This window comes from Fontibacillus forbon (assembly GCF_046559655.1).
GTDB lineage: Bacteria > Bacillota > Bacilli > Paenibacillales > Paenibacillaceae > Fontibacillus.
The window spans coordinates 809,950-825,749 of sequence record NZ_JBKGFV010000001.1; the positions used below are offsets into that span (position 1 = coordinate 809,950).

Consider the following 15,800-nt stretch of genomic DNA (forward strand, 5'->3'; position numbering starts at 1 on the left):
TTATAGTATATACGATGTGATATACTCTTTTTTGTAAGTAAATTATATATGATTATTACACGTTTAATATATTTGGATTATACAAAATGATATATTGATATATGTGCTAAGAATTAGGAGTCAGAAGCTAAATACTCTACACCAAGGGGGACTTTTACGTGAAATTGCGAGTTGGACCGATCGTTGCCAGTGTGGCCGTTTCCGCACTGTTGTTGTTCGGAGGATGGTTTGCCTATAAGCAGTGGGCCGTCGAGAGCCCGTTTGAACATAAAGTGAATCAAATGGAAGGCGTAAAAAGCGTACAAACAGATATTAACCAGAAACAGGCCTTGGTGAAACTCGATTTGGAGCCAGGGACGGATTTTGGCAGTCTAGTACGGCAAATTGAAGCGGACGGCAGTAAATGGATCGGCGGCCGGGAATTGAAGCTGGTCGTGGAGGATCGGGCATCGCAAGAGCTGAACGAATTGTGGGAGGAAGCTTTATTCCCGATTGCTCAGGCGATGGAAAATAAAGAATATACCGGCATAACCGATGCGTTGGACAAGTTGCAGCAAAATGACAGCGGGCTGTCCGCGAAAGCGGAAATGGACGACCGCAACGTATATATTACACTGACGGATGGACAAGCGAGCAAGTTTATTATTTTGCCTCGAGTACCGCAAAGTATGGGGGTGTGGCCAAATGCGTAAGTGGATGATTGAAATTGCAGCCGGCTTTGTACCAGTTCTGTTAATTTTCTTGGCCTTTATCGGATATAATATTATTCCTTTACTCGTCGGATTCATCATGCTTGGAGCCTTGTTTGCCGCAGTTAAGATGCGGGGAGGCATCGTTGCGACAGCATCTCAAGAACGGAAAAACAAGAAGATCGGCTCGGCCAATCTGACCTTTGACGAAATCGGCGGCCAGGACAGTGCCAAGCAGGAACTGCGCGAAGCGCTCGATTTTATGGTCCGTCATGAAGAGATCAAAAAATTCGGGATCCGACCGATCAAAGGGATCTTGCTGACCGGCCCTCCGGGAACCGGGAAAACACTGATGGCGAAGGCGGCAGCCCAGTATACGAACGCAGTGTTCATCGCGGCATCCGGCAGTGAATTTGTTGAAATGTATGTCGGCGTCGGCGCCAGCCGGATCCGTGATTTGTTCAAGGATGCGCGCACTCGTGCAGCGAAGGAAAAGAAAGAAAACGCCGTTATTTTCATCGATGAGATTGACGTGATCGGCGGCAAACGGGAAGGCGGACAGCAGCGGGAGTATGATCAGACGCTCAATCAGCTTCTAACCGAAATGGACGGGATTTATACGTCCGACACGCCTCGCATTCTGCTGATTGCGGCTACCAACCGCAAAGAGATGCTCGACAGTGCGCTGCTTCGCCCGGGCAGATTCGACCGCCATATTCAAGTCGATCTTCCCGATAAGAAAGGGCGCGGACATATTTTAGAGATTCATGCGAAGAATAAGCCGCTTGCGGGGGAAGTCAACTTGGAAAAAGTGGCCGAAGAATCTTACGGCTTCTCGGGCGCCCAGCTTGAGAGTGTCATGAACGAAGCGGCGATCTACGCCATGCGGGATCAGCTCAGCGAGATTAGTCAACGCCATCTGTCGATGGCGATCGATAAAGTGATGATGGGCGAAAAGACGGACCGGCAATCGACCGAAGAAGAGAAACGCCGCGTAGCCGTCCACGAGTTAGGACATGCGGTAGCGGCGGAAGTGGTCGCTCCGGGCAGCGTCAACCAGGTGGCGCTCAGTCCGCGCGGACGAGCGTTAGGTTATGTGCGGCATAATCCGCAGGAAGAGAAATACCTGTATACCAAGCAGTATCTTGAAGGACAGATCATGATCGCTCTGGCGGGTGCGGCGGCGGAAGAAATCTACTACGGAGGCCGCAGCACGGGATCGAGCAACGACTTCGAACAGGCGCTGAATCTTGTTCAGACGATGATGACATCGGGTCTTACCTCGCTTGGCATTATCAATATGGACATGGTTACCAAAGAGGTGCTGATGAACGAAAATTCCAAAATTTTGGATGATCTTGCAGCCCGGACCAAGCAACTGCTTGTCGACAATGCGGCCGCATTCGATCAGTCCCTGGAGATCCTGCTCAGAGAAGAACGGCTCTCCGGAGACCAATTCCGTTGTCAATTTCGTGACAGCTTAACTTTACCGGCATAAATCTTTATGCCGGTTATTTTTTTTTACTTTTTGCTCGTGCTAAGATATTATTATATGTTGGGTATAAATTGATGTATTATTCGACATCAGGGGTACAATATTATGGAGAGACCATGAAAGGATGGAGCGAGAGAACCATGAACTTCAAAAGAATAGGCGTCATTGGTGGCGGCACGATGGGGCAAGGCATCAGCGAGATGCTGGCGGCAAAAGGACTCGATGTGCTACTCGTAGAAGAAACAACCGAAAAATTGAACCATGCTTACAGCATGATAGAAACAAGCCTGGACAAGCAGCTTGAAAAATGGGCGATTACCAAGGCGGAAAAGAAACTGATCTTATCCAAAATTCATAAAGTGATTCATTTTGCCGAACTCGGAACCTGCGACATGGTGATTGAGACCATTTCGGAGGATTTGAATGCGAAAAAAGAAGTATTCAAACAGCTGGATCAGGTTTGTCCGAGCAACATTATTCTGGCGAGCAACACTTCAACGCTCAGCTTGACGGAAATCGCCGGATCGACGATGTATCCGGAACGCGTAATCGGCATGCATTTTATTTATCCGGTTGCCAAAATCAATCTGGTGGAAATTATCCGCGGGTTGAAAACCTCGAACGACACCTTTGAAGAAACAAAGCATTTTGTGGAAGAAGTTGTCGACAAACGCGGGATCATGGTTTACGAATCCCCAGGATTCGTGACATCCCGGATCATCTGCCTCATGATCAACGAAGCGCTGCACGTACTTGGCGAGGGCGTGGCTACCGCCGAAGACATCGACGATGCGATGCGCATCGGCTATCAGTTCCAATACGGCCCGCTCGAAATGGCTGACCGCTTCGGTTTGGACTCCGTTCTGGCAGCGCTGGAGCGCATGTTCCGTGAATTCGGCGAATTGAAATACCGGCCTTCTTATGTATTGAAGAAAATGGTTCGCGCGGGTTCCCTTGGGGTGAAGACGGGCGAAGGATTTTTCAAATACGACAAGGATGGTGACCGGATATGAAAATTTTAGTTATTAATGCGGGAAGCTCTTCCCTTAAATATCAGCTGTACGATATGACCGACGAATCCGTATTGGCCAAAGGCCTGGTGGAGCGGATCGGCCTGGACTCCTCCATTTTGACGCATAAGCCGACAGGCAAAGAGGAAGTTACGGAAGTCAGCGACATTCTGGAACATACTACTGCGATTCGTAAAGTGCTTGAGAAACTGGTTGACAAGGAGCACGGGGTACTGGAAACGATCGATGAGATCGATGCCGTAGGCCACCGGGTCGTTCACGGGGGCGAAGCATTTAAAGGTTCGGCTTTGATTACCGGCGAAGTGAAATCCGAAATCCGCCGCTTGTTCGACCTGGCGCCGCTGCATAATCCGGCGTGCATGATGGGGATTCAGGCTGCCGAGGCGAACCTGCCGAACGTGCCGCAAACCGTCGTGTTCGATACCGCCTTCCATCAAACTATGCCTGAAAAAGCCTATTTATATGCTATTCCTAAGGTGTTGTATAAGAAGCACAAAGTTCGTCGTTACGGCTTCCACGGAACTTCGCATGAATACGTGAGCAAGGCTGCCGCCGAATATTTGGGCCGCCCGATCGAAGATTTAAAGATCATCACTTGTCATATCGGTAACGGCGCAAGTTTGACGGCCGTTATGGACGGCGTATCCGTCGATACTTCCATGGGGATGACGCCGCTGGAAGGTCTGATCATGGGTACGCGAAGCGGCGACCTGGATCCTGCCGTAGTTCCTTTTGTCATGAATAAAGAAGAGCTTACGCTTAACGAAGTGAATTCCATGCTGAACAAGCATAGCGGACTTCTGGCGATCTCGGGCTCAAGCAGCGATATGCGCGATGTGACCGACGGTATGGAAGCGGGCGAACCGAATGCGACCCTGGCGTTTGAAATGTACGAATATCGCCTTCGTAAATACATCGGCTCCTACGCTGCGGCTATGAATGGCGTGGACGTCATCGTATTCACGGCAGGCGTGGGCGAGAACTCGGCGATCGTACGGGAAAAGGTTTGTGAAAACCTGACTTATCTCGGCGTCGAAATCGATAAAGAATTGAACAAAATCCGTTCGGGTGACCCGCGCAGAATTTCTACACCTAACTCCAAGGTGGAGGTTCTGGTTGTTCCTACGAACGAAGAGCTCGTCATTGCCCGGGATACGTTGCGGATCGCCCAGGAAATGAAGTAATCTAACGAAGTAAGCTGATCTAATATTAGGTAACCTTAGAGGAGAGATAGAAGCATGGCGATCAAAACAGTGATCCGTCAGGTGAATGAACATGTCGGGGAAACCGTCGTTATCGGAAGCTGGCTGAACAACAAACGTTCCAGCGGGAAAATCCAGTTCCTCCAGCTACGGGACGGGACCGGCTATATTCAGGCGGTTGTCGTCAAGAGTGAAGTATCCGAAGACACCTGGAACAACGCCAAGAGCCTGACTCAAGAATCTTCGATGTATGTGACGGGCGTGATTCGCGAGGAACCGCGGAGCCAATCGGGTTATGAAATGACCGTGACGGATCTCGAAATCATCCACCTGACCGAAAATTATCCTATTACGCCCAAGGAACATGGCGTCGACTTTTTGATGGACCACCGCCATTTGTGGCTGCGTTCTTCCAAACAGCGGGCGATCATGGTGATTCGGGCGGCAATCATTTCGGCGGTTCAGGACTTTTTCGACCAAAACGGGTTCACCCTGGTGGATCCGCCGATTTTGACACCGACTTCCGCCGAGGGCACAACGAACCTGTTCCATACGAAATATTTCGAAGAAGATGCCTATTTGACGCAAAGCGGTCAGTTGTATATGGAAGCTGCGGCAATGGCGTTAGGCAAAGTCTATTCCTTCGGTCCGACGTTCCGTGCCGAGAAATCGAAAACGCGCCGTCACTTGATCGAATTTTGGATGATCGAGCCGGAGATGGCTTTTACGAATCATGAAGAAAGCTTGAAGGTTCAAGAACAATTCATCGCCCATGTCGTTCAGTCGGTGCTTGCCAATTGCCGTGCCGAGCTGGAAGCGGTAGGCCGCGACGTTTCCAAACTGGAAAACATCAAGGCTCCGTTCCCGCGCATCACTTACGATGAAGCGATTGAATTCTTGAACGAACAGGGCTTTGAAATCCCTTGGGGCGAAGACTTCGGTGCGCCGCATGAAACGGCGATTGCGGAACGTTACGACAAACCGGTGTTTATTACCCACTATCCGGCCGGCATCAAAGCCTTCTACATGAAGCCGGATCCTAATCGTCCGGAAGTGGTGTTGTGTGCGGATATGATCGCTCCGGAAGGCTATGGCGAAATTATCGGCGGCTCGCAGCGGATCGATGATCCGGAACTGATGGAAGCCCGTTTCAACGAACACAACCTGTCCATGGACACCTATCAATGGTACATGGATTTGCGGAAATACGGTTCGGTTCCTCATTCCGGCTTCGGCCTGGGATTGGAACGGACGGTGGCGTGGATCTGCGGACTGGATCATGTGCGGGAAACGATACCGTTCCCTCGTACCCTGTACCGCCTGTATCCATAAGAAAGGTGAGTAGTTAATCGTATGACCGAAAGCTGGAAAGTATGGGCCAAAGGGATTTCTTACGGGCTGGAGTCGGGTATGGTGAATGTGCCCTATGCGCTATTGGCTCATTACCGGAATCTCCGATTGACCGATATGGAAGCTATGCTGCTACTGCAATTGCTTGCGTTCCAGCAGGTTGAGCGCAATGATTTTCCGACCATGGATCAACTGGAACGGCGGATGGGAAGCGGCCCTGGCGAATTGGCTGCGGCTATTCGGCGCTTGATGAAGGAAGGCTGGCTCAGCATCGACGAAGTTGAGGAAGAGTCTACCGGGGTTCATGCGGAGTTCTATAATCTGTCCGGGATGTACGTCAAGCTTGGTCAGCATTTGGCGGAGGAGCGTTCCGCCGCGATCCAAGAGCAGAAGTCGGCGAAGGAGTCCTCCGGGCAACTGCGCGGTGATCAGGAGCGAAACCTTTTCGTTATATTTGAGAAAGAGTTCGCTCGTCCGCTATCCCCGATGGAATGCGAAACGATTTCCGGATGGGTGGACCAGGACGGTTACCCTGAAGAATTGATTTTGCTGGCGTTAAAGGAAGCGGTATTCGCCGGAAAAGTTCATTTTCGCTATATCGACCGCATTTTGCTGGAATGGAACCGGAACCGCGTTAAGACGGCGGAAGAAGCCAAGGCTTATACGCAGCGGTTTCGTAACGGCGGGCGATGAGTCGGTCCCTTTGTCGGCAAATACCGCCGCAACGCATTTGAAGTAGCTTGTGATTTAAAGACCTCCGAGGTAATCGGAGGTCTTTTTGCTTACTTGACGTCGATCATCGGCCTTCGCTGGACAAAATCCAACGGAGGATCGCCAAATCCGCAGGAGCTGCGACTCGATTGGAGAAAATCCAATTAGATACACTAGTTGATCGGCATAAGCTGGACTTCAGCCCTTTTTCGATGGATTTTATCCATTGAAGGCTTCGAATCCGAAATCATTACAGGGTGATCGCTGGAATATTTCCAATGAAGCTTCCGTGTTGCACAGGACTGACAACTGCCTAGGTGCACTTTTTTTACATGAAAGAAACAATATTATCATATAAATCATTCACAGATATGATATGTTAAAAATGTGTAAATCTAGCATTCTGTGAAGGGGGCTTGACCGTGATAGGCTGGATTATTTACAAGCATTTACCCCAAGATGTAAAGCCCGAGACGTTTGAAATCAAACGCCTGGTGGATGAGGCGGTGCGGCAGGAAATAGATATACGAGTGCTGGCTCCGGAACAGTTCGAACTCATCGTTACGCGGGATGACCGCAAAAGCGTGATGGTTGACGGAGAGGTGCTGCAGCTTCCCGACTTCGTACTGCCAAGGATGGGGGCCGGCACCAATTACTTCGGACTTGCCCTGATCCGTCATCTTGAGCGGCTTGGCGTGCGAACCTTCAACTCTTCTCAAAGTATCGACACGGTTAAGGACAAACTGTATACGCAGCAGATTTTGGCGGAGCACAACTTGCCGGTCCCCAAAACGATGCTGATTCGTTCCAAGGTGGATGTCAATCTGGTGGAAAAGCATCTCGGATTTCCCGTGGTCGTGAAGACGATATCCGGCTCTCAAGGCAGCGGCGTGTTTCTGGCGGAGACCAAATCGAAATTCATTGATCTTCTGGAGATGATCAACGCTTATAAGGAGAATGCGACGATGATTTTGCAGGAATTCGTGGAGTCCAGCCGGGGCACGGATCTGAGAGTGCTGACGATCGGCGGCCGCGCGGTCGCCGCGATGAAGCGCAATTCCGGCAACGATAGCTTCAAGGCGAATTATTCTCGCGGAGGCACCGTGGAACCCTATGAAATTAATCCGGAAATGGAGTGGTTGGCTCTGGAGACATCCCGCCTTCTGAACCTAGACATTGCTGGGATCGATTTGCTGTTTGACGGAGACCATTACAAAATATGCGAGGCTAACTCTTCTCCGGGATTTGAAGGAATTGAGTCATGCTGTAACGTGAATATTTCCGAGGAGATTTACAATTTTCTAAGAGTACGTCTGAATCGTTTTTAGGTTGAATAAGAAAACCATTCCCGAGAAACGAACGTTTCTGGGAATGGTTTTGTTGTGTTCATGAAGAATGGTTCAGGGTTCGAGCCGATGCGGCGGATTACGGAGATTCGCTGCTCTTTGGCTTGAATGTAGCATGGCTGCCGCGGGGAAAGCGGGAACCTTCCCCAGGAGGAATACTGGCCAGCAGCACGGCAAGTGTAAAAGTTGCGGCGGCGATCATAGTCTTTTTTTGCATCTGTTTCGTTCTATTCATGGAGAGGGGCCTCCCCCTAAAAGCCGAGCATGCATGAAGGGCTTATTTCGCGGGAATTTCAATTTGTCCATATCCGTAAGTCGTAAACCAATCCTGGATCGTATCGAAATCTTTGGAGAAGGACAGGCTGAGCAGCAGCATGATTCTTGCGTGAGCCGCATTCAGGTTATCTCCGGCGATGATGCCTTTTCCGCTGGAATAATTGCTGCCCGAACCCGTGCGTGTGGTCGTTACAAAAATAACGCCTTGTTCAATCGCTTTGGCACGCTCTTCGCTCATCGCTTTCGAGATCCCGCCCGCACCGGTTCCTGCAGTTACGACGCCTTTGGCGCCGTTGGCCACAAAACCGCTGATGGCCCCGGGACCTGCGTCCTGATAGGAATAGGCAATTTCCACTTTGGGAAGATCATCTTTGGTGATCTTGGTAAGATCAAATGGAGTGGCCCATTCGCTTGCAGGTTTTAAAGCCCGGAACGGAGCGCGGTAAACCCGGATGTTGTTTTCGTCGATATAGCCGAGTGCTCCGACTTCGGGAGTGACGAAAGTATCGGTGCGGTACGAATTCGTTTTGGTGACTTCGCGAGCCGCATGGAATTCATCGTTCAGCATCAGTACGGTTCCGAAATACTTGGTTTTGCCGCTCGCCGCAAGTTTGATAGCGTTGTAAAGGTTTGCCGGGGCATCGGTCCCGATGACGGTCCAAGGTCGCATGGAGCCGGTGACAACAACCGGTTTAGGGCTTCGTACCGTAAGATCGAGAAAATAAGCGATCTCCTCCATCGTATCGGTGCCGCTGGTTACTACGACGCCGTCCTGGGTTTTCAGCGCTTCATCGACTTTTAGCGATAATTCGTATAATTGCTGAATGGTATAGGCGCTGGAACCGGAATTTCCGAACTGATACGTGCTTACTTCCGCTATTTTATCTTTATTCGGTAAGGACTTAACCATATCTTCAATCAACAGCGTACCGGCTCTGTAAGTAGTGAAGCTGGTTTCATCCGTTGATTTGCCCGCCAGCGTCCCGCCAGTCGCGATGACCTGGACTTTCGGCAGCGATTTTGCAGCTTCGGCTAAAGCGCCGCTAACCGTAGTATCAGCCGCTGAAGCCCGTGAAAGCGGGATATTCGGCAGCACCGCGGTAAATGCCAGGCCTGCTGCAACAAGCAATTTGAGGCTTTGTGATTTCCATTTGTTCATTGGTCCAACCTCCATGATGTGATTTTAGTCAACTATATGTAATGTTAATTAACATAAAACTAGCTAACCTGTAAGGATTATAGAATGATGTTAGGTTTATTAACAAACTAATTAAATAGGCAAGGAAGCGCTTAAAATGCAGTAAAGCTGATTAAATCATTAAGTTACTTGATTTTTAAGTATAAATTGATTAGATTTGTTTAATTTATGTGTTAGGTATTATTACATTAGAAATCTATCAGCACTAGAGCTGAAAAATATATTTTGATTTTTGCAGGGGCAAGCCCTATCGGCATCGTCTATTCTATTGGAAGGAGGGGAGAGTCATTGGCGAGGAGTCTTTAATCGAAAAAATGAAGCAGGGCGACCGAGCCGCTTTTCGCGAATTCGTTAAACAATACGGAAATTTCGTTTTCCGTGCCGCTTATTCCGTTCTTCATGATGAGAAAGAGGCGGAAGATGCCGCGCAGGAAACTTTCCTTCAAGTTTATAAATCTCTCCCTACGTACCGTTCTCAAGGAGTAAAGTCGTGGTTAACGAGGATTGCCATTAACAAAGCGATTGATTTCAAACGGCGCAGGGACCGGCGGCGCGAGGAACAGTGGGATCCCGCCGATGTGGCCGAAAAGCTGCCTGCCGTGGAGGACGATCTGCTTAAGGAAATGATGAATGACGAACGAAGAAGCGAGCTCCATACAAAAATATCCCAGCTTCCGCCGGGACACCGGCATGTGGTTACGGCTTTTTATCTGGAAGGCAAAAGCTATGAGCAAATTGCAAGTGATCTGGAGCAGAGCGTAAAAACCGTGGAATCAAAACTTTACCGGGCCAGAGCCTGGATTCGCGAGCATTGGAAGGAGGAGGAGTGGAGATGAAAGATACGGGCGACACAACTGGTGAAATGTGGAGAAAATACATCCGCGGCGATCTGAACCCGGAACGGTCAGAGAGGCTTGACCAATTGCTTCAAGACGACGATGCCATGTTTCAGGTTTATATCAAGGAACTCATGGCGACCCAGGATGAGCTTCCGAAGTTGCTAGATGAAGAACGTTTCGCTGACAGCGTGCTTTCCACGCTTCCGGCTCATGCCCGCAATCGTGTCGACAAGAGTCGCCGCAAGCGCTGGCATAATCCCTTGCTTCATTATGTAATCGCAGCGTCCATAACGCTGCTGCTCCTTGGCGGAGGAGTGTTCGACCTCCTGTCGGCGGGAGCCAATGCGGCCGTCCAGCATCAGGCTGGGGAAGGACCGATTAGCGAACGGCTCATGGAACGGGCAACGCAATGGATGGAGAAAATCAAACCGTCCGACAACCCTTAATCGTTAATGGAAAGGATGAATGAAATTGACATATTACCGCAGCAGAATGCTTGCATTTTTATTGAACTTTATTCCGGGGCTGGGACATTTCTATTGGGGGCGCAAAGCGAGGGGGATTCTATATCCGATTTTCTTTTTCGGCGGGCTGCTCGGCGGATTTCTTATCGCCATGGTTACCAATGAAGGGGAATTTTTTCTGGCAGTCATCATCGCGGAATTGATTCTGTGGGCCATATCCATGCTTGACTTGCTTATTCTTATGCTTCGCGAACCTGCGGCTCAGGAAAGATCGCCTTATGATCCTCGGGGGGGCGGCAGACGGGGTGACGCTGAAACCGAGCGTTTCTTTACGATTCTGCTATCTTTTATTCCGGGTCTGGGCCATTTCCAAATGGGGCTTATGCAACGGGGATTATCCTTCCTGATCATGTTCTTCGGTTTGATTACCATGATGTTCTTCGTCACAGGCATTACACACGAAACCGTGTTCCTGCTCTTCCTGGCACTACTTCCGATCATTTGGCTGTATTGCATGTTTGACGCCGTCCAATTGATTCACCGCAAGCAGGCCGGAGAAATCGTAGAGGATCGCTCCCTATTGGATGAATGGGAATCGGGACGCATCGAGGGACGGCGCAGCAAGGTGCTCGCCACGCTGCTTTCGGCATTTCCGGGAGCCGGGCAAATGTATTTGGGCATGCAAAAACGCGGCCTGCAAATGATGGTGCTGTTTCTCGGGAGCTTTTATGTCATCGATGTGCTTAGATTATCACTCTTCTTATTTATCGTGCCTGTCATCTGGTTTTACAGTTTCTTTGACGGACTTCAGCAGACAAGCAGGTACGGCATCCTTCCGATGGAGGATATCCCGCTGATCAAGAGCAAGAATAACGGCAGCGGTCAACATTGGCTTGGAATCATTTTGGTACTGCTGGGTGTCTATTACGTAAGTATGGAATTTATAGTTCCTGCCCTGGACAGATGGTTCCCTTACCTCCAGCTCAGATACATGATCCGGGAGTACCTACGTCCGATCCTGGTCGCGGTTATTCTAATCGGGGGCGGAATCAAGCTGTTATCGGGGCGTAATCGCGTACAAGAACTGAAGTGGGACGACGAGGAAATTTAGATTTACCGTGGAGCATTCCATGGAGCGCAAAGTCAAGATTAGCTTGAAGCGCAGCCACAAGCGTGATCCTCAAACCAGCCTTAAGGGCTGGTTTTGTGGTATTATATGAAAGATTTAGGATCTACATTGATTGATATGGAGAACAAAGCTATGAATTTGCACATTGCCATTTGTGATGATCAAAGGCAGCAAGCCTCCAAATTGGAAGAATTGCTTATGAAATATTTATTGGATTTTCAGGGCGTGGCGGGTTCCATTGAGATATTCGAGTCCGGCCAATCCCTGCTGATGGCAATGGACCGTACAGCCTACGACATTATTTATTTGGATATAGAAATGCCGGGATTTAATGGTATTGAGGTTGCCGAAGAAATCCGGCTTAAAGATGCCGCAGTGTTGATTATCTATGTCACTAGCCATACTAGCTATATGAAAAGAAGCTTTGAGGTTCAACCTTTCCGCTATTTGCTTAAACCTATTGACGAGCGGGAACTAAAGTTATCCACCGCTAAGGCAGTCGAGCAATGTCTGCAACGGAGCAATGTCATTTCATTTTCCAGTAATCATACGTATTATCATTTAAGGGTTACAGACATTATGTACGTGACGATCGAGCGCGGAAAAAAACTGGTGCTTGTGACAGAACGGGATAGTTATAGCTACTACGGAAAGTTGGGGGAGCTGGAGGCGAAGCTGGGGCCATATGGATATTGCCGTATACATACAGGTTATCTTGTGAATTGGAACTATGTTCGTTCCATAAGCAAAGAGGAGATTGTGCTAAAAAATCGAGTAACGCTTCCGATTAGCCGTTCAAGAAACGCAGAAGCTCTGCTTTCCTATCATGCTTTTATAGAGAAGAGGCTGTTAAGGTAAATGGCTCTCATCATATCTTCAACTACAATGAATACTTTTTACTTATTGCTCGGTATATTTCTCCTCATGCTTGTTTATGTTCCGCAGGGAGTTACGTTTTATTTCTTCTTAAGAAAATTCCTGATCATAAAAAGAAGTAAAGCCTCTTTTGTATGTTGTCTTATAGTCTTCTATATTGTGAAATCACTCACAGCAGCCAACTTGAGCCCTGATTATACGCTGATTTTTCACCTGATCGTTTATAACGCAATTACACTCTATTATTTTCACGGCACTTTCCTGCAGAAGTTGTTTTTTAGCAGCTTTTATAATGTTTTTACGGCTGTGATTGAGATGATAGGTTGGTTTGGACTTCAATTTATGCCGTTGAACCAAGCTGCCAAAGATGGCATTGCCCTTATGTGGCTTTCTATTGGTTATGTGCTGATTATTTTGCTCAGCGTCATGTTATGTTTATTATTATTACGGCTATTTCAAGTGGACAGCCAAATGTCGTTATCGGATCGGGAATGGGCCGTGTTAATGCTGGTCCCAATCGGCTCTTTACTTATCATGATCATGAACATAAACAAGTATAATGTTTTTCCTCAGGAATTAAATCCCGCAGAGAGTACCATACCGCTTGGGTTTGTCGTCATTTTGCTTAGTATTTGCATCATTAATGTAGCTGTTATGTATTTTTATCACAAACTGATTATGCGAATGAGGACAACATGGCACAACCGACTGCTCCAACAGCAAATCACGGAGTATACCAATAAATTAAAAGATAATCAGAAGGTTGCTTTGCTGCGGCATGATATGAACCATGTGCTTACTCTGATTCACTCGCTTCTGGATCAAGGTGATGTACAAGCGGCTCAACAATATATCGAAAAGGTTGGCTTGAAGCATACGGTACGGGATAAATTGATTTTCACGGGGAATATAGCTATTGATGCTATTTGTAATGAGAGGATCGCTACAGCAACAGAGAATTCGATAGCCATTAAACCACATTTTCGGATTCCGCAGGATTTGTTGCTTACAGGCAAAGAGGTGGATATTGCGATCATCCTTGGAAATGCGTTGGATAATGCCGTAGAGGCGGTCCACAAACTATCTCTGCTTGATGACAGGAAGCATCCTATCGATCTGGAGATGGTTTATCATGATCAATTATTGGTGATTTCCGTGAAAAATGTTGCGGTATCCGTTAAAGAAGATGGGTATGGCGCATTTTTGTCCAGTAAACGTAATCATGAAGAGAAAGGGCTTGGCATGGAAAGCATTCGAGCAGCAGTTCAAAATCTTAACGGAAACGTGAGCTTTAGATACGAAAACGAGCAATTCAAAATGATTGCGGTAATCCCTTTAGCAAATTAAATGCTATCTGAAATACGACCAAAATCTTATCAAACCAAGTACTCCGTTAACTTGACGGGTTACGGTCACTTACCTAAAGAAGCCGGAATTTCATGCTATATTGGTGCTGTTCTTTAGGAGGAGGTTATTGTCGTGATCGTTTCTTTGGTAATAAGTGCAATTTTTCAGGTTATTTTATTTACGGCTGTTCCATTTGTATATTGGCTGCTTACAAGCAGGAAAATCATATCGTTTATCCGGTGGATCGGCTTGAAGAAGCCTCAAAATGTATCGAGTAACCGGTTTATTGTATTTTTCGCGGGTACAGTAGTGATTTTCTCGTGTTCGGGGTTGATCGCATCTTCGTTTTTGGACACGCAAACATTGGCAAGCTCCCAGTTTTATGGCGTTGGTTATGCGGGCCTGATTCCAGCTTTGATTTATTCATTTGTACAAACGAGCTTGTCCGAGGAAATTTTGTTCCGAGGATTTATCGGTAAGCGATTGGGCGCAAAATTGGGATTTGGCACGGGGAATGTGATTCAAGCTTTCCTATTTGGATTGGTTCATGCCGTGATGCTATATGGTTCCGCCGGGTTGCTTCGTTCATTGATTGTGTTGCTGCTAACAGGCGCAGTGGGTTGGAGTATCGGGGTTATCAATGAGAAACTCTCCGGCGGCTCCATCCTTCCAGGTTGGATGCTGCATGGGGTAACGAATTTTATTTCTGCTGTGGTTATGATGTATAAACTGATGTGAAAATGAACACTGATGCAGACATGTTTGAGGCAAACTGTTTATATGCTCATTCTCTTGACTTTAACGTCGCGTCAACCTGTATATTTATACTCCGAAGGAGGGATAGTCATCGAACTGCAAACCATCAGTCAAGTGTCAAAACACTTTTCGATTTCAACCCGTACGCTTAGGTATTACGAGCAAATCGGATTGATTACTCCTGCGAAAAAGGAAGATTCCACCTACCGCGCCTACGATGCCGAAACCATCACGCGTCTGCGTCAGATTATCGTTCTGCGTAAACTGCGGATCCCGCTCAAGCAGATTGCCGAGGTTCTGCAAAGCGCGGAAGCGCGCGTTGCAATCGAAGCCTTTGAGCGTAACCTTGCGGATATTGAGGACGAAATCACCGCGCTCTCCACCATTCGCAGCGTCATCAAAGCCTTTGTCGAATATCTAAATCTCAGAGGAGCGAAATTCGCGCTACCTGACGACGCAAGTTTACTGGAGGTTGTGGATTCATTGACTGTCTCTAAAATCAACTTCAAGGAGGAAAAGTCAATGGAAGAATTAAACAAGGCGAATGAAAATTTAAACAAACTGGCGGACAAAGATGTACGGATTGTTTACCTTCCGCCCATGACCGTGGCTGCTGCTTACGCAATGGGGGAAGGCTGTGAAGGTAAGGCGGGTGACATGATAACGCAATTTGTAAACGAAAGCGGATTGCTAAAAATCAAACCCGACGCCCGGAGTTTTGGTTTTGACTGCTCCAAGGGGGCAGCAGTACTCGGAGAACCTTCGCATGTATATGAGGCATGGGTTTCCATTCCCGACGACATGGAGATATCCGCGCCTTTAGTAAAACGAACCTTTGACGGCGGGTTATATGCCGCACATGTGTTGAGGGCATGGGATTTCGAGGACTGGCGTTTGTTAAAAGAATGGGTTAACGCAAGCGATAAATATGATAATGATTGGAATTCCCCACGCTGGACATCGCCGGAAACGGTTGCGGGACAAGGATTTGAAGAAACGTTGAATTTTTATAATTATGTACAAAAAGGCGGTAAAATGGAAGATTTACAGCTTGATTTATTGTTTCCGATTAAGGAGAAGGGATAAGGTTA

Annotated in this window: 16 protein-coding genes; 14 read left to right on the top strand and 2 right to left on the bottom strand. The window is 47.9% G+C overall.

Features of this window, described 5'->3' with window-relative positions:
• Positions 1 to 158 precede the first annotated feature (158 nt).
• The 7 genes from ACLB09_RS03750 to ACLB09_RS03780 all read left to right on the top strand — a co-directional run bounded on the left by ACLB09_RS03750 (position 159) and on the right by ACLB09_RS03780 (position 7,806).
• Positions 159 to 692: a hypothetical protein gene (locus ACLB09_RS03750; protein WP_410768401.1), complete on the top strand. Its 534-nt coding sequence runs from the start codon at positions 159 to 161 to the stop codon at positions 690 to 692.
• Complete coding sequence (locus tag ACLB09_RS03755; protein WP_410768402.1) at positions 685 to 2,187, top strand: AAA family ATPase; 1,503 nt, start codon at positions 685 to 687, stop codon at positions 2,185 to 2,187. Before ACLB09_RS03750 ends, ACLB09_RS03755 begins: the two co-directional genes overlap by 8 nt.
• A gap of 137 nt (positions 2,188 to 2,324) precedes the next feature.
• Positions 2,325 to 3,197 carry a 3-hydroxyacyl-CoA dehydrogenase family protein gene (locus ACLB09_RS03760; protein ID WP_410768403.1) on the top strand — a complete coding sequence of 291 codons (873 nt, stop codon included), beginning with the start codon at positions 2,325 to 2,327 and terminating at the stop codon, positions 3,195 to 3,197.
• On the top strand, positions 3,194 to 4,399 hold the full coding sequence (locus ACLB09_RS03765; RefSeq protein ID WP_410768404.1) for an acetate/propionate family kinase: 1,206 nt from the start codon (positions 3,194 to 3,196) through the stop codon (positions 4,397 to 4,399). The genes ACLB09_RS03760 and ACLB09_RS03765 overlap by 4 nt, the downstream gene beginning before the upstream one ends.
• Positions 4,400 to 4,453: 54 nt before the next feature.
• Positions 4,454 to 5,749 (top strand): asparagine--tRNA ligase, encoded by a 1,296-nt coding sequence (asnS, locus tag ACLB09_RS03770; protein WP_410768405.1) that lies wholly within the window; start codon positions 4,454 to 4,456, stop codon positions 5,747 to 5,749.
• 21 nt (positions 5,750 to 5,770) lie between these two features.
• A complete protein-coding gene (locus tag ACLB09_RS03775) occupies positions 5,771 to 6,460 on the top strand; it encodes a DnaD domain-containing protein (RefSeq protein ID WP_410768407.1) in 690 nt (229 codons plus the stop codon).
• A gap of 440 nt (positions 6,461 to 6,900) precedes the next feature.
• Complete coding sequence (locus ACLB09_RS03780) at positions 6,901 to 7,806, top strand: ATP-grasp domain-containing protein (protein ID WP_410768408.1); 906 nt, start codon at positions 6,901 to 6,903, stop codon at positions 7,804 to 7,806.
• Positions 7,807 to 7,903: 97 nt separating this feature from the next.
• On the opposite strand, the gene ACLB09_RS03785 is transcribed toward ACLB09_RS03780, so the two are convergent.
• A complete protein-coding gene (locus tag ACLB09_RS03785; RefSeq protein WP_410768409.1) occupies positions 7,904 to 8,059 on the bottom strand; it encodes a hypothetical protein in 156 nt (51 codons plus the stop codon).
• A gap of 42 nt (positions 8,060 to 8,101) precedes the next feature.
• The gene (locus tag ACLB09_RS03790) at positions 8,102 to 9,259 is read right to left on the bottom strand and encodes an asparaginase (RefSeq protein ID WP_410768410.1); all 1,158 of its coding nucleotides are present in this window, start codon (positions 9,257 to 9,259) and stop codon (positions 8,102 to 8,104) included.
• 353 nt (positions 9,260 to 9,612) lie between these two features.
• Between ACLB09_RS03790 and ACLB09_RS03795 the strand changes: the two genes are divergently transcribed.
• The 7 genes from ACLB09_RS03795 to ACLB09_RS03825 all read left to right on the top strand — a co-directional run bounded on the left by ACLB09_RS03795 (position 9,613) and on the right by ACLB09_RS03825 (position 15,795).
• Complete coding sequence (locus ACLB09_RS03795) at positions 9,613 to 10,134, top strand: RNA polymerase sigma factor (RefSeq protein ID WP_410768411.1); 522 nt, start codon at positions 9,613 to 9,615, stop codon at positions 10,132 to 10,134.
• Positions 10,131 to 10,583: an anti-sigma factor gene (locus ACLB09_RS03800; protein ID WP_410768412.1), complete on the top strand. Its 453-nt coding sequence runs from the start codon at positions 10,131 to 10,133 to the stop codon at positions 10,581 to 10,583. The genes ACLB09_RS03795 and ACLB09_RS03800 overlap by 4 nt, the downstream gene beginning before the upstream one ends.
• Positions 10,584 to 10,602: 19 nt before the next feature.
• Entirely contained in the window at positions 10,603 to 11,712 is a 1,110-nt protein-coding gene (locus ACLB09_RS03805) for a hypothetical protein (RefSeq protein WP_410768413.1), read from the top strand.
• 105 nt (positions 11,713 to 11,817) lie between these two features.
• Positions 11,818 to 12,588, top strand: coding sequence for a LytR/AlgR family response regulator transcription factor (locus tag ACLB09_RS03810; RefSeq protein WP_410768414.1), 771 nt, complete (start codon positions 11,818 to 11,820; stop codon positions 12,586 to 12,588).
• On the top strand, positions 12,589 to 13,953 hold the full coding sequence (locus tag ACLB09_RS03815; RefSeq protein WP_410768415.1) for a sensor histidine kinase: 1,365 nt from the start codon (positions 12,589 to 12,591) through the stop codon (positions 13,951 to 13,953).
• 132 nt (positions 13,954 to 14,085) lie between these two features.
• Positions 14,086 to 14,691 carry a CPBP family intramembrane glutamic endopeptidase gene (locus ACLB09_RS03820; RefSeq protein WP_410768416.1) on the top strand — a complete coding sequence of 202 codons (606 nt, stop codon included), beginning with the start codon at positions 14,086 to 14,088 and terminating at the stop codon, positions 14,689 to 14,691.
• Between the two features lie 132 nt (positions 14,692 to 14,823).
• The gene (locus ACLB09_RS03825) at positions 14,824 to 15,795 is read left to right on the top strand and encodes a MerR family transcriptional regulator (protein ID WP_410768994.1); all 972 of its coding nucleotides are present in this window, start codon (positions 14,824 to 14,826) and stop codon (positions 15,793 to 15,795) included.
• Positions 15,796 to 15,800: the final 5 nt, after the last annotated feature.

Coding starts and splice junctions, on each gene's coding strand:
- asnS (WP_410768405.1), top strand. CDS start 4,454: ATGGCGATCAAAACAGTGATCCGTCAGGTGAATGAACATGTCGGGGAA.
- ACLB09_RS03765 (WP_410768404.1), top strand. CDS start 3,194: ATGAAAATTTTAGTTATTAATGCGGGAAGCTCTTCCCTTAAATATCAG.
- ACLB09_RS03800 (WP_410768412.1), top strand. CDS start 10,131: ATGAAAGATACGGGCGACACAACTGGTGAAATGTGGAGAAAATACATC.
- ACLB09_RS03810 (WP_410768414.1), top strand. CDS start 11,818: ATGAAAGATTTAGGATCTACATTGATTGATATGGAGAACAAAGCTATG.
- ACLB09_RS03795 (WP_410768411.1), top strand. CDS start 9,613: ATGAAGCAGGGCGACCGAGCCGCTTTTCGCGAATTCGTTAAACAATAC.
- ACLB09_RS03760 (WP_410768403.1), top strand. CDS start 2,325: ATGAACTTCAAAAGAATAGGCGTCATTGGTGGCGGCACGATGGGGCAA.
- ACLB09_RS03790 (WP_410768410.1), bottom strand. CDS start 9,259: ATGAACAAATGGAAATCACAAAGCCTCAAATTGCTTGTTGCAGCAGGC.
- ACLB09_RS03755 (WP_410768402.1), top strand. CDS start 685: ATGCGTAAGTGGATGATTGAAATTGCAGCCGGCTTTGTACCAGTTCTG.
- ACLB09_RS03785 (WP_410768409.1), bottom strand. CDS start 8,059: ATGAATAGAACGAAACAGATGCAAAAAAAGACTATGATCGCCGCCGCA.
- ACLB09_RS03815 (WP_410768415.1), top strand. CDS start 12,589: ATGGCTCTCATCATATCTTCAACTACAATGAATACTTTTTACTTATTG.
- ACLB09_RS03775 (WP_410768407.1), top strand. CDS start 5,771: ATGACCGAAAGCTGGAAAGTATGGGCCAAAGGGATTTCTTACGGGCTG.
- ACLB09_RS03805 (WP_410768413.1), top strand. CDS start 10,603: ATGAAATTGACATATTACCGCAGCAGAATGCTTGCATTTTTATTGAAC.